Genomic DNA, 12546 nt, shown 5'->3' on the forward strand with positions numbered 1-12546 from the left:
CTTAAGGAGAGCCTAGCGCTCTCCTTAATTTATTGAGAGATAAAATCATGAAAAAAAGCATATTGCTGTTAATGGCAACTCTGATTTCGGCACCAAGTTTTGCCAACGAGATTAATCAAAAAAGTAGTTTAGAACAACAAGTCGGTTATAGCTTGGGCTATAACATGGCCAGTAATAATAGTGATGTGTTTAAAGACCTTGATATTGACGCGTTCTTACAAGGTTTTAAGGCAGCAATTGCAGGCAAAAATCCAAGCTTAAGTACAGCAGAAATGGGCACAGCTTTAAGTCAATACCGTCAGCAAACAGAAAGCCGCGCTTTAGTCGAATTTCAACAACAAGCTGCCGCAAACTTACAAGCAGGGCAAAAATTCCTTGCGCAAAATGCCAAAGCCGCTAATGTAAAAGTCACTAAGTCAGGCTTACAGTACCAAGTTCTTAAAAATGCGAAAGGCAAACAACCCAAAGCCTCTTCGACAGTACGTGTCCATTATGAAGGCCGTTTACTCGATAATACGGTTTTTGATAGTTCGATTGCCCGCCAACAACCGGCTGAATTTAAGCTATCCCAAGTGATTGCAGGTTGGACAGAAGGCGTACAACTCATGCCAGTGGGCAGCAAATATCGTTTCTTTATTCCTGCAAAACTGGCCTATGACGACATTGGCTCAGGCGATGCCATTGCTCCAAATAGTACTTTAATCTTTGATATTGAATTACTTGAAATCTTGGATTAAAAAAAGACCGCCTAGCGCGGTCTTTTTTATTATGGGCGTAAATGGCGTGGACGGACACCACTCACCAATAAACCTGCGCCATAGGCTACAGCACCTACAGCACATAAAATCACAACTTGAAGCACACGCATCCACTCGGATACATCACCGTTATACCAAGTTAAGGCATAAGCAAGGGCTACAATCATCGCAATATTAGCGATGGCAAACTGCATAATGAGCTTTTTCCAATGTGCACCAAAACGGAAAATATCGCGTTTATGTAAGAAGAAATACAATAAACCCGCGTTAACTAAAGCCGAACCTGACGATGCCAACGCCAAGGCCATATGTTCTTCTTGCCAGCCCATCAATTTAAATAAGCCAATAAACACCACGTTTAATACCGCATTGGTCGCTACGGTAATTAAGCCTACCCGTACTGGAGTTTTGGTATCTTGCTGCGCATAAAAACCCGGTGCAAAGACTTTAATCAGCATAAATGACAATACGCCTGCGCTCATACATTGCAGCGCAAGTGCCGTCATTTGAGTATCTTGTAGCGTGAATTGACCACGTTGGAACAGCGTCTGAATAATTGGTGTTGATAACATAAACAGCGCAATACTGGCAGGCACACCGGCAAGTACAATAATTTTGGCTGCCCAATCCATCATCTTGCGATATTTAGTTTGGTCTTGTTCGGCATGACGCGCTGATAATGCCGGTAAAATCACCGTACCAATTGCAACCCCAATAAGCCCTAAAGGTAACTCGGTCATACGCTCAGCACTATATAACCAAGATACCGAGCCATCTTGCATAAACGATGCCCAAATCGAATTGAGTAATAGGTTAATCTGAGTAACAGACACCCCAAACAATGCAGGCAGCATCAATTTTAGAATGCGCTCCACACCTTCGTGTTTAAAGTCAACTTTGGGTGGAATCAGTAGTTTTTTACGCCATAGCTCTGGAATTTGTAGCGCAAGCTGCAAAAAGCCCGCCACAATTACTGCCCAGCCCAATGCCATAATTGGGGTTGCCATATATGGAGTCAGCCAAAGTGCCCCTGCAATCATAGACAGATTAAGCAATACAGGTGCAAATGCAGGCGTGGTAAAAGAACCATAACTATTTAAAATACTGCTGGCAAAAGCAGTTAAAGACATAAACAGTAAATAAGGAATGGTGAGGCGGAACATATCCGTCGCTAAAGCAAATTTAGCAGGATCATCATGAAAACCCGGTGCATAAACATACATAATCGCAGGTGCAGCCACCATAGCAAATATGGTCAGCAAGGTCATCACCGATGCCAAACAACCGAAGACACGGCTAATAAGAATCTGTACTTCAGCATGGGTGCGCGTGGTTTTATATTCGGTCAAAACCGGAATAAAGGCCTGTGAAAATGCCCCTTCGGCAAACAAACGCCGAAAAAAGTTAGGAATTCGAAAAGCAATGACAAAGGTATCAAAATCTTTGCCCGCACCAAATACACTCAGCAACACCACATCACGGACTAAACCCATCACCCGCGACAACATGGTCATTGCACTAACAATAAAGGTCGATCGCCACAGCGCCATCGGAACCACCTAGTGATAAAATTGAACAGCTATTGTAAAGAAACTCATGCCCAAGGTGCATGATTAAAATCAGTCATGACGGCCTGATTAATTGATTGATTGCTCAGCCAGTAAGGCACGAAAGGTCTGCCACTCAAAATATGGCCCCGGATCGGTTTTACGTCGCGGTGCAATATCTGAATGTCCTGCGATATGCGGGCCAATTTTTGGATAAGCTGCACGAATTGCCTGTGTGACTTGAGCTAAGATCTGATATTGCGCCTCAGTAAAGGCTTGATCGTCACAGCCTTCAAGCTCAATGCCAATTGAATAATCATTACATTCTGCTTTGGCTAAATAACTAGAACGCCCTGCATGCCATGCACGATCATTAAAATTAACAAATTGTAGTACTTCACCTGTACGTAAAATCAATAAATGCGCTGAAACCTGCATACCTTCAATGGTTTGAAAATATGGATGCACTGACCAATCTAATTTGTTTTGGAAGAATTGTTCAATATACCCCCCACCAAATTGTGATGGCGGCAAGCTAATATTATGAATCACCAATAACTGAATTTCAGTGCCTTCAGGGCGTTGATTATAATTCGGTGAAGGAATTTGCCGCGCGCCTACGAGCTGACCATGTTGCACAGCAAAACTGACAGCTTGTGACATATAAAGTCCTTTAAAGCCAAATCAAGAAAAGAAAATCTGTGCTCATGCTAAAACTTTCTGGCTTAAATCTCAAACATGGCAAAGAAATTGTACAAAAAATCATTCATTTTCAGTGAAGAGTGCTAATATAAGCCGCAATTTTTGATAGACGTTATAAGATACGGAACTTCGCATGAGCATCTCTCAATCTTTGTTACAACAAGCGATTCAGGTCAACATTCAGCAAGCCTTACAAGAAGATATTGGTGATGGCGATATTACTGCGCTTCTAACGCCTGAAGCTGAACAAGCTACAGCCACGATTATTAGCCGTGAAGACATGATTCTTGCTGGTCGCCCTTGGGTAGATGCTTTAATTCAAGCGTATGATGCTACTGTACAAGTGACATGGCTAAAACAAGAAGGTGAATGGGTACAGGCCAATGAAGCTTTCCTAAAATTAGCTGGTTCTGCACGTAGTTTACTCACCGTAGAGCGTCCTGCTTTAAACTTTGTACAAACCTTATCGGCAGTGGCGACTAAAACTGCACACTATGTCAAACAACTTGATGGCTTACACACCAAACTGCTTGATACTCGTAAAACTTTGCCAGGTTTACGTATTGCTCAAAAATACGCTGTGTCGATTGGTGGAGGTCAAAACCATCGTTTAGGTTTATTTGATGCCTTTTTAATTAAAGAAAATCATATTATGGCAGCAGGTGGTATTGCTCAAGCAATTGCTCAAGCACACAGCATTGCACCGGGTAAAATGGTTGAAGTTGAAGTTGAAACTTGGGATGAACTGAATCAAGCCTTAGCCGCTCAGGCAGATATTGTGATGCTAGATAACTTTAACCAACAACAAATGATTGATGCGGTAAAACACGTAGCAGGTCGTTGTAAGCTAGAAGCTTCAGGTAACATTACCATTGAAAATTTACGTGAAGTTGCGAGTACAGGCGTAGATTATATTTCAATGGGCGTACTTACCAAAGATGTCAAAGCCATTGATCTATCCATGCGTTTTAATGCTTAACCTAGAACACAATCAATAGGGTGCTTTTAAGCACCCTATTTTAATCATCATCACGATCTCGCTCTTCTCGATCACCATCACGACGTTCGTCATCATCATCACGGTCATGATCTTGACCATCATTTTGCATACTGACTTGCTCTTCGTCGCGCTCCTCACCACGGTCCATACAGGCGATCATACTAAATGCCAATGCCATGACCATAAAAGCAATTAAAATTGTTTTCACATTTTGCTCCATTGTTGTTATTGCTTTAAATTAAAACAAAAAATCTCATAGCTTTATAGGCAAAATGTAAAAACGCATCCGAAGATGCGTTTTTTCATTATGACACAAGGCTTAAAAAGCTTACCAGCCTAGCGCCTCTTGTTGTTTTTTCACTAATTCTTGAATGCCTTTTTCAGCCATTTCTAACATGGCATTAGATTGTGCACGCGTAAATGGTTTTTCTTCTGCAGTCCCTTGAATTTCAATAAACTCACCCGCTTGCGTCATCACCACGTTTAAATCAGTTTGGCAATTTGAATCTTCTTCGTAGCATAAATCAAGTAATACTTCATCTTGATAAATACCTACAGAAATCGCTGCAACCAAACCTTTTAACGGATCTTGTTTAATACGTTTTTTCTCAAGCAAGACATTCATCGCATCAATTAAAGCCACTGCTGCACCTGTAATTGACGCAGTACGTGTACCGCCATCTGCTTGAATCACATCACAGTCAATCGTGATGGTGTGTTCGCCTAATTTTTTCAAATCCACCATAGCACGTAAGCTACGACCAATTAAACGTTGAATTTCTTGAGTACGACCACTTTGTTTGCCACGCGCTGCTTCACGGTCACTACGCGTATGCGTTGAACGTGGCAACATACCATATTCAGCCGTTACCCAACCTTGACCCTGCCCTTTTAAGAAACGCGGTACTGAATTATCAATGCTGGCAGTACACAGGACTTTTGTATGACCAAATTCAACCAATACTGAACCTTCCGCATAACGTGTGTAGTTACGGGTAATTTTAACGTCACGTAATTGATCTGCTGCTCGTTGGTCGATACGCATCATAAAAGCTGTCCTAATGATAAAAATTTAGCGCCTAAGTATAGCAGATTAAAACTACGGGTTTGTGATGCAAAATATTTTCACTTTTTTGCTAAACTAAGCATAAATTTTTTAGAGTTAGATTGATGCCCATACGTGATGAACAAAAGCAACAAACGCATCAGGCTTTAATTAATGCAGTTCTAAGCTTAAGCCAACAAGGTCGCAATTTTAGCAGTATGAGCTTAAGAGAAGTTACCGCTGAGGTAAATCTTGCCCCAGCCACCTTTTACCGCCATTTTGCGAATATGGATGAGCTGGCTTTAGAGCTGATTGACCACTTAGGATTATACCTCAAAAATACCTTTGCCCAAATTTGTAGGATTGCTTTGGTTGATCCACGAGATCATAACGCGCGTTTAGACTATTTGTTTGCATCTATTGCGGAAAAGCCTGATTTTTGGGGTTTTTTTATTCACGAACGTAGTAGTGGTTCACCACGTATTCGTCAGGCGATTAAACGTGAGTTTGATCATCTAGTTGAAGATATGGCCAATACCATGTCTAAGATCCCAGACTTTCAGCATATTCAAAATCTACAAGATATGCTCATGTTTTCTGAAATGTTTGGGCATTTTTGTTTTTGTTGGGCATTGGAGTGGTTGGATCTACAACATGATTTAGATGTCGAGCAGCGTATACAGCAACAACAACGTCTACAACAAAAAGCCTTAATTCAACTGGAATTAATCTATCACAGTATTTGCCAATTTCCATTAAAAGAGCTGCCTTAAGGCAGCTCTTTGAGTGTGTAGTCTTATTTCGCTTTACGTTCTTTTTCAATTAAATAATTCACCACTTGCACCACTTTACCATCATCACCTTGGACAATGTATTTACCATTCACCACAACTGCTGGAACACCTGTGAGTTGGTAATGTTTAGCCAGTTGATTAGCTTTACTCACTTTGGCAGTAATTGGGAATGAGTTATATAAGCTATTAAATTTCGCTTCAGGTACACCATATTTCACAAAGAATTGTGCTTGCGATTTTTGATCAAAAATCTGCTGACCTTTGTCATGAATCGCATGGAACAATGGCAAGTGAATCTTACGACGAATTTGTAGTGCTTCTGCCACGTAATAGCCACGCGCATTTTGTTCCCAAACTGGGTTCATTGCTGCAGGGGTACGCACAAAATTCACATCTTTTGGTAATTTACGTAACCATGCTTGCATGTGTGGTTCTAAAGTAAAGCAGTGACCACAGCCATACCAAAAAAATTCACGAACTTCAATTTTACCTTTAACATCTACTACGCCTGGATTTGGCACCACAGTGTAGTCTTTCCCCGCGACAAAATTAGCAGCCATGGCACTGCCTGAAATGGCAAACATCGCTGTAGCAATACTGCCTAAAATAAATTTTTTCATTGAGTTATTTATCCTCGAAATCATTGTGCTGAGTTTATGCAAATACTAGCAAACAATTATGCAAATTTAGTTTTGATTGTGTGAAGTTTTTTAGCGCTTTTATCGCTTTTTTCCAAATAGTCGTTACACTAGATTGTTTAAATTATAAAGACTTAAATTGAGGTGGCACCTATGTCGCAATTGAATGTTGACCCGCAAGAAATTGCTAAATTTGAAGCATTCGCAGCTATATGGTGGGATCAGCATTCTGAGTTCCGCCCGCTGCATATGATCAATCCATTACGTCTGAATTGGATTGAAGAACACTCAGGCGGTTTAAGCGGCAAAAAAGTGCTAGATGTTGGCTGTGGTGGCGGCATTTTGGCCGAAAGCATGGCTCGTCGTGGTGCAGATGTATTAGGCATTGATATGGGTGAAGCACCGCTAAATGTAGCGCGTTTACATGCCGAACAAGAAAATGTGACCAACATTGAGTATCGCCAAGTGCCAGTAGAACAACTGGCCGAAGAACAAGCAGGTCAATACGATGTGGTGACGTGTATGGAAATGCTTGAGCATGTTCCAGACCCAGCTTCAATTATTTTGGCTTGCCAAAAATTGGTTAAGCCAGGCGGTCATGTGTTTTTCTCAACCATTAACCGTAATCCAAAATCTTATCTTTTTGCCATTATTGGGGCTGAATATATTTTGCGTATGCTCGCTAAAGGCACACATGATTACAGCAAATTTATTAAACCGTCTGAGCTGGCGCGTGACATTCGTGCTGCTAATTTAAAACTTAAAGATATGACAGGTTTACATTATAACCCACTAACTAAAAACTACTGGTTAGCACCGAATGTAGATGTGAACTACATGGTTTATACAGTAAAAGAAGAAGCCTAAATGAAAGCGGTTTTATTTGATTTAGACGGTACTTTAATTGATACCGCAGCCGACTTTATCCGTATTATTCAAAATATGTGCCGTGAAAAAGGCTGCAAGGTTGTCGCTGGCGATTTAATTCGCACTCAAGTTTCAGAAGGCGCACGCGCGATGGTCAAGTTGGTTTATCCAGAGCTTGACGTGACTGATGAAGTTTTTTTGGCGCATCGTCAGCGTTTTTTAGACATTTATGGCGCTGATATTGCTGTAGATACTGACCTATTTGAAGGTATGTATCCGCTCTTAGCTGAACTTGAAGCTGCTAATATTCCTTGGGGCATTGTGACCAATAAACCACGTTGGTTAAGTGAGGCTTTGCTTGAAGCTTTAAACTTAACTCAGCGTTGCAGTGTTTTGGTGTGTCCTGAAGATGTGACTCACACCAAACCTGATCCAGAACCCATGTATTTAGCAGCCAAGCAGATTGCGATTGCGCCTGAAGATTGCATCTATGTGGGTGATCATCCGCGTGATATTGATGCAGGACGCGCTGCCAAGATGTACACCATTTTAGCTGCTTATGGCTATTTACCATTGGCGCACAAAGATGACTTAACAGCTTGGCAAGCAGACTGTATAGTGAACACAGTTGCTGAATTACAGCAACAAATCCGCCAATTGGTATTAACAGCGCATACTTAATAATAGATTGATAATAAAATAGCTTGGAGGTGTTGCCATGAAATATTCAGAGTATCAGCCGCGTCCAGATTTACTCAAAGACCGTATTATTTTAATTACGGGTGCAGGTGATGGCATTGGACGTGCCGCAGCGTTAAGTTATGCTTTGCATGGCGCAACAGTGGTATTACATGGTCGCACCCTCAATAAGCTCGAAGTCATTTATGATGAAATTGAAAGCTTAGGCGCACCGCAACCTGCGATTTTACCCTTACAACTTTCTAGCGCTTCGCCACGCGATTACGAATTACTTTATGACACCCTCGAACAACAGTTTGGCCGCTTAGATGGCATTTTGCACAATGCTGGTATTTTGGGTGAACGCACTGAACTGGCGAATTATCCCATCGAAGCTTGGGATGATGTGATGGCTGTTAATTTACGTGCGCCATTTTTACTTACCCAAGAACTGTTGCCACTGTTACAACGTTCTAATAATGCCTCTGTGGTGTTTGCCAGCTCGGGAGTGGGTCGTGAAGCACGCGAACGTTGGGGTGCTTATTCAGTGTCTAAAATTGCCATTGAAGCAGTCAACCAACTGTTTGCCAAAGAAAATACCTATCCAAACGTGCGTTTTAACTGTATCAATCCAGGGGCGACCCGTACCGCGATGCGTGCTAAAGCCTATCCAGAGGAAGATCCAAAAACCCTACCAACGCCTGAATCGATCATGCCAGCGTATTTATATTTAATGGGTGAAGACAGTTTGCATTTAAATGGCGCAAGTATTGATGCGCAGGACTAAGTGAAAATTTCACCTAATCTAAAGCTTGTGCATTGTATTTCAGACAATTTACACCATACTAAAAGGCTAAATTTACACGTTGAGATCGATATGTCTGACTTTAGCAATATTACAGTCACTTCCCTAGATGACGGTATGGTGTCGCTTTTAATTGATGACCAGCCTATTTCAGAAAAATATGGCATGAAGTTTGAAGCCAGCATTGTCGATGAATTACAAGCTTTAGAAAATGGTCAAAATATGAAGCTGTTTGATCAGTTTATATTTTCACATACAGACCTTAACTTTGAGCATATCTATAAATACATCACTCATATTGTGAAACAAGATGATGCCTATAAGGTTGCCAAAAACTTCACTTATATTATTAAAATTGATGGTCAGCCTGAAATTGAGCATGTCATTACCAAGCAAGGTCAGCCTATGACTGCAGCAGATGTGTCTGAGTTTATTAATTCACATATTCAAAAATCACTGACTGAATATACTGACTTAAATTACGCTTACTAATTTAAAAAAGACCGTTCGCGGTCTTTTTTTAGCCGCCAATAATCTTTTTTACAAATCAGTTTAAGTTAAATATTCGTTTTTTCAAATTAATACCGCACGTTTATGCTGTTTTGTATTGAAACATAAATAGATTTTGGGGCACAACATGGCTGATCTACAACGTAAAACTGAAACGATTCGTACAATTGAAAATTTACAATTATCAAGCAGCTTAATTTCTGCACTTGATGACAACACACTAGCTGAAAGTATTGCTGAAGCCATCAACTGCCTTCAAGGTTTAAGCCAACAATGGAACTAAAACCCGTATAAACAGCCAAAATAATTTGGCTGTTTTTGCTCACATTTAAAATTGACTACTAAAACAACAGCTTTTACCGCATAATATTCTTAGTTTCTCTATGTTATTTAAATAACTCATCTGTATTCTTCACAGTTTCTCTGCATTTTTTGCGTAGAGTAAACCGTATTGAAAAAGATTTTTAAATGAGGGTTCAAAACATGAAAAAGATATTGGCAACTATAGCCATTTCTTTCAGTGCATTGATGGCAAGCACTGCGCTGACTGCCGCTCCTCAATTTGAGCCTCAATCTGATGCTGAAGCGGTTCAGCCACATCTGCAAAAAAAGCGTGATAAACGTGATATCTATGAACCTGAACATCACTCACGCGAACAACGTGGCATGAAACGTCTGCAACATATGAAATGGCAAACGGGTTATGTTATGCCGCAACATTACCGTAGTGATGGTTATAAAGTTGAGTATAAAGACAATAACTTACCAAAGCCTGCACGCAATCAACAGTGGTATAAAATTAATAATAACTACATTCTACTGAATTCAGAAACCAATAGTATTGTCAAAATCCAGTAAGCTTTTCGCTTTCATCTTACGAGCCTAAATATATTATTTAGGCTTTTTTTATGTGCATTTTATTGCGCTGTTACAGTTCTTCTTTTTTTCTCCATATATTTCACATTTCACCTAAATTTCCCACATGGTTTATCTAGTTTTTTAGCCTAAATTGAACTTATCGGAATATAACCCCACAGATTTTAGGTGAAAGCAATGAAAAAACTTCTAACAACAGTTGCTCTATCATTAGGCGCTTTAATGGCAACTTCAGCAGCAATGGCGGGACCAGGTGAGCATCGTTACGATCAACGTAAAGCAGGCCCAGCCCCTGCGCATGTCGTTAAACATGGTCCGCAATTTAAACATGCTCCTGCTCATGGCAAATACCAAGATGATCGCCGTTTTAACGACAAACGTCATTTCAATCAAAGTAATTTCCGCGTGGGTCAAACCTTACCGCGTGCTTATGATTCAAAGCGTTTTGAAGTCAATTCCCGCGATGCGCGTGGTTTAGCCAAAGCGGGTAAAAATCAACAATGGTACAAAGTAAATGGTGACTATTTATTAGTAAACGAAAAGAATAATCGCATTTTACGCGTCATTTAAGCTTGATTTCATCTCTCAAGCCTGACCTAAACACCTGAGCCCCTTACTCAGGTGTTTTTTGTTGTTTGAATGAATTAAAATAATCTATTGCGATTTTTCTGAGCTTATTATGTCGAACCCAGCATCCGATCCAACACCAAGTACCACATTGCAATATGTGCATTGGTTTCGTCATTCGGCGCCGTATATTAACGCGCACCGTGGCAAAACCTTTGTGTTGATGTTTGATGGCGAAGCAGTACAACATGATAATTTTCAGCATATTATTCATGATATTGCGCTATTACATTCTTTGGGTATTCGCCTAATTTTGGTGCACGGCGCACGACCGCAAATTAATCATCAGTTAAATTTAGCAAAAATCCAAACACCTTTTTATAAGCAGCGCCGCATTACCACACGTGAATCTTTGACTGCTGTGATGGGTGCGGTGGGCTCAATTCGATTGCAAATCGAAGCTTTACTGTCGATGGGATTGGCGAACTCACCCATGTATGGCGCACGGATTGATGTGGTGTCGGGTAATTTTGTCACTGCTAAACCGTATGGTATTCATGATGGTATTGATTTTCAGCTTACAGGCGAAGTGCGTAGTATCGACAACGATGCCATTCAACGCCATTTAGATAATCACAATATTGTGCTACTTGGTCCAACAGGCTACTCCACCACAGGCGAAGTATTTAACTTGCTTGCTGAAGAAGTGGCGACCAAAACTGCGATTCATTTAAAAGCTGACAAACTGATTTTCTTAGGCAAGCAACACGGTTTAATTAACCTAGCTGGTCAGTTACAGCGTGAAATTAATACGGCGCAGCTCGATCAATATATTGAGCAATATCAAGAAACCCAGCCAGAATTAGCTTTACATTTACATGGTGCCAAAACTGCTTCTACACAAGGTGTGCATCGTGTGCATCTTATTTCTTATGCCTATGATGGCGCTTTAGTTGAAGAATTATTTACCCGTGATGGTTCGGGTACCATGCTGACCGATGCGCATTACGAAGAGGTGCGTACCGCCAATATTCAAGATGTGGGCGGCTTAATCAGCTTATTACGTCCATTAGAGCAACAAGGGATTTTGGTCTATCGTTCGCGTGAACGCTTAGAAACCGAAATTGACCAATTTGCCGTGATTGAACGTGATGGTACGATTTTAGCCTGTGCAGCTTTATATCCGATTCCAAGCCAAGATGGCGAAATTGCATCAGCGGAAATTGCCTGCGTTGCGGTACATCCAAGTTATCGTAAATCCAACCGCGGTAGCCAAATTTTGGAATATTTAGAACAAAAAGCACGTAGTATGGGCATTCAACAACTGTTTATTCTCACCACGCGTACTGCGCATTGGTTCTTAGAACATGGTTTTGAAAATGCCAGCGTGGATGATTTACCGAATGCACGTCAAGCCTTATATAACTATCAACGTAATTCAATCGTGTGTAAAAAGTCACTGTAAAGGTGGCTTTTTTTATTTTGCTATAGCTAAATTTAAGATATGGATATCTTAAAAAATCTACAAAGTGGCGTTACTGATTTATTGCTGTACACGATATGCTTAGCAAATAATCTGCATAATTAATTTTTTATTATATTTTTCATAAAGATAAAATCATAAAAATAAACTCTATGTTTTTAAATAAAGCACTTTTTTGCATAAGTTTTGCAGTTTTTTATTTATCTTTTTTCTTCATGTTGAATTCCTGAATAGTTATTTTTTTCGAAAAGTAGTTTTGTTTAGCTTATGTGCTGT

The 12546-nt window shown here is 40.4% G+C and carries 16 protein-coding genes; 11 read left to right on the top strand and 5 right to left on the bottom strand.

What is annotated here, in order from left to right:
* The first annotated feature begins 47 nt into the window (after positions 1-47).
* Entirely contained in the window at positions 48-737 is a 690-nt protein-coding gene (locus CYK47_RS08490) for an FKBP-type peptidyl-prolyl cis-trans isomerase (protein ID WP_122900770.1), read from the top strand.
* 29 nt (positions 738-766) lie between these two features.
* Here the strand turns inward: CYK47_RS08490 and murJ are convergent, their stop codons facing one another.
* Both murJ and ampD read right to left on the bottom strand, forming a co-directional pair.
* Complete coding sequence (murJ, locus tag CYK47_RS08495) at positions 767-2308, bottom strand: murein biosynthesis integral membrane protein MurJ (protein WP_122900772.1); 1542 nt, start codon at positions 2306-2308, stop codon at positions 767-769.
* An 87-nt stretch (positions 2309-2395) separates the two neighbouring features.
* The gene (ampD, locus tag CYK47_RS08500) at positions 2396-2968 is read right to left on the bottom strand and encodes a 1,6-anhydro-N-acetylmuramyl-L-alanine amidase AmpD (RefSeq protein ID WP_122900774.1); all 573 of its coding nucleotides are present in this window, start codon (positions 2966-2968) and stop codon (positions 2396-2398) included.
* Between the two features lie 172 nt (positions 2969-3140).
* Between ampD and nadC the strand changes: the two genes are divergently transcribed.
* Complete coding sequence (gene nadC / locus CYK47_RS08505) at positions 3141-3986, top strand: carboxylating nicotinate-nucleotide diphosphorylase (protein WP_122900776.1); 846 nt, start codon at positions 3141-3143, stop codon at positions 3984-3986.
* A gap of 40 nt (positions 3987-4026) precedes the next feature.
* Here the strand turns inward: nadC and CYK47_RS08510 are convergent, their stop codons facing one another.
* Both CYK47_RS08510 and rph read right to left on the bottom strand, forming a co-directional pair.
* The gene (locus tag CYK47_RS08510) at positions 4027-4215 is read right to left on the bottom strand and encodes a hypothetical protein (RefSeq protein ID WP_164709169.1); all 189 of its coding nucleotides are present in this window, start codon (positions 4213-4215) and stop codon (positions 4027-4029) included.
* A 120-nt stretch (positions 4216-4335) separates the two neighbouring features.
* Positions 4336-5052 carry a ribonuclease PH gene (gene rph, locus CYK47_RS08515; RefSeq protein ID WP_122900836.1) on the bottom strand — a complete coding sequence of 239 codons (717 nt, stop codon included), beginning with the start codon at positions 5050-5052 and terminating at the stop codon, positions 4336-4338.
* Positions 5053-5177: 125 nt separating this feature from the next.
* Between rph and CYK47_RS08520 the strand changes: the two genes are divergently transcribed.
* Entirely contained in the window at positions 5178-5825 is a 648-nt protein-coding gene (locus CYK47_RS08520) for a TetR family transcriptional regulator (protein WP_122900780.1), read from the top strand.
* A gap of 23 nt (positions 5826-5848) precedes the next feature.
* Here the strand turns inward: CYK47_RS08520 and CYK47_RS08525 are convergent, their stop codons facing one another.
* The gene (locus tag CYK47_RS08525) at positions 5849-6466 is read right to left on the bottom strand and encodes a thiol:disulfide interchange protein DsbA/DsbL (protein WP_122900782.1); all 618 of its coding nucleotides are present in this window, start codon (positions 6464-6466) and stop codon (positions 5849-5851) included.
* 171 nt (positions 6467-6637) lie between these two features.
* On the opposite strand from CYK47_RS08525, the gene ubiG reads away from it, so the two are divergent.
* From ubiG to argA, 8 genes are all read left to right on the top strand, one after another.
* Entirely contained in the window at positions 6638-7351 is a 714-nt protein-coding gene (gene ubiG / locus CYK47_RS08530) for a bifunctional 2-polyprenyl-6-hydroxyphenol methylase/3-demethylubiquinol 3-O-methyltransferase UbiG (protein WP_122900784.1), read from the top strand.
* On the top strand, positions 7352-8032 hold the full coding sequence (locus CYK47_RS08535; RefSeq protein WP_122900786.1) for an HAD family hydrolase: 681 nt from the start codon (positions 7352-7354) through the stop codon (positions 8030-8032). It begins immediately after the preceding gene.
* A 37-nt stretch (positions 8033-8069) separates the two neighbouring features.
* Positions 8070-8816, top strand: coding sequence for a YciK family oxidoreductase (locus CYK47_RS08540; protein WP_122900788.1), 747 nt, complete (start codon positions 8070-8072; stop codon positions 8814-8816).
* A gap of 90 nt (positions 8817-8906) precedes the next feature.
* On the top strand, positions 8907-9326 hold the full coding sequence (locus CYK47_RS08545) for a hypothetical protein (RefSeq protein ID WP_122900790.1): 420 nt from the start codon (positions 8907-8909) through the stop codon (positions 9324-9326).
* Positions 9327-9471: 145 nt separating this feature from the next.
* Positions 9472-9627, top strand: coding sequence for a hypothetical protein (locus CYK47_RS15465; RefSeq protein ID WP_164709170.1), 156 nt, complete (start codon positions 9472-9474; stop codon positions 9625-9627).
* A gap of 200 nt (positions 9628-9827) precedes the next feature.
* Entirely contained in the window at positions 9828-10202 is a 375-nt protein-coding gene (locus tag CYK47_RS08550; RefSeq protein WP_122900792.1) for an RcnB family protein, read from the top strand.
* A gap of 195 nt (positions 10203-10397) precedes the next feature.
* On the top strand, positions 10398-10790 hold the full coding sequence (locus CYK47_RS08555; protein ID WP_122900794.1) for an RcnB family protein: 393 nt from the start codon (positions 10398-10400) through the stop codon (positions 10788-10790).
* Between the two features lie 109 nt (positions 10791-10899).
* Positions 10900-12252: an amino-acid N-acetyltransferase gene (gene argA / locus CYK47_RS08560; protein WP_122900796.1), complete on the top strand. Its 1353-nt coding sequence runs from the start codon at positions 10900-10902 to the stop codon at positions 12250-12252.
* Positions 12253-12546: the final 294 nt, after the last annotated feature.

The organism is Acinetobacter sp. B51(2017) (genome assembly GCF_003711395.1).
In the GTDB taxonomy this organism is placed as follows: domain Bacteria; phylum Pseudomonadota; class Gammaproteobacteria; order Pseudomonadales; family Moraxellaceae; genus Acinetobacter.

Coding starts and splice junctions, on each gene's coding strand:
- CYK47_RS08490 (WP_122900770.1), top strand. CDS start 48: ATGAAAAAAAGCATATTGCTGTTAATGGCAACTCTGATTTCGGCACCA.
- murJ (WP_122900772.1), bottom strand. CDS start 2,308: ATGGCGCTGTGGCGATCGACCTTTATTGTTAGTGCAATGACCATGTTG.
- ampD (WP_122900774.1), bottom strand. CDS start 2,968: ATGTCACAAGCTGTCAGTTTTGCTGTGCAACATGGTCAGCTCGTAGGC.
- nadC (WP_122900776.1), top strand. CDS start 3,141: ATGAGCATCTCTCAATCTTTGTTACAACAAGCGATTCAGGTCAACATT.
- rph (WP_122900836.1), bottom strand. CDS start 5,052: ATGCGTATCGACCAACGAGCAGCAGATCAATTACGTGACGTTAAAATT.
- CYK47_RS08520 (WP_122900780.1), top strand. CDS start 5,178: ATGCCCATACGTGATGAACAAAAGCAACAAACGCATCAGGCTTTAATT.
- CYK47_RS08525 (WP_122900782.1), bottom strand. CDS start 6,466: ATGAAAAAATTTATTTTAGGCAGTATTGCTACAGCGATGTTTGCCATT.
- ubiG (WP_122900784.1), top strand. CDS start 6,638: ATGTCGCAATTGAATGTTGACCCGCAAGAAATTGCTAAATTTGAAGCA.
- CYK47_RS08535 (WP_122900786.1), top strand. CDS start 7,352: ATGAAAGCGGTTTTATTTGATTTAGACGGTACTTTAATTGATACCGCA.
- CYK47_RS08540 (WP_122900788.1), top strand. CDS start 8,070: ATGAAATATTCAGAGTATCAGCCGCGTCCAGATTTACTCAAAGACCGT.
- CYK47_RS08545 (WP_122900790.1), top strand. CDS start 8,907: ATGTCTGACTTTAGCAATATTACAGTCACTTCCCTAGATGACGGTATG.
- CYK47_RS15465 (WP_164709170.1), top strand. CDS start 9,472: ATGGCTGATCTACAACGTAAAACTGAAACGATTCGTACAATTGAAAAT.
- CYK47_RS08550 (WP_122900792.1), top strand. CDS start 9,828: ATGAAAAAGATATTGGCAACTATAGCCATTTCTTTCAGTGCATTGATG.
- CYK47_RS08555 (WP_122900794.1), top strand. CDS start 10,398: ATGAAAAAACTTCTAACAACAGTTGCTCTATCATTAGGCGCTTTAATG.
- argA (WP_122900796.1), top strand. CDS start 10,900: ATGTCGAACCCAGCATCCGATCCAACACCAAGTACCACATTGCAATAT.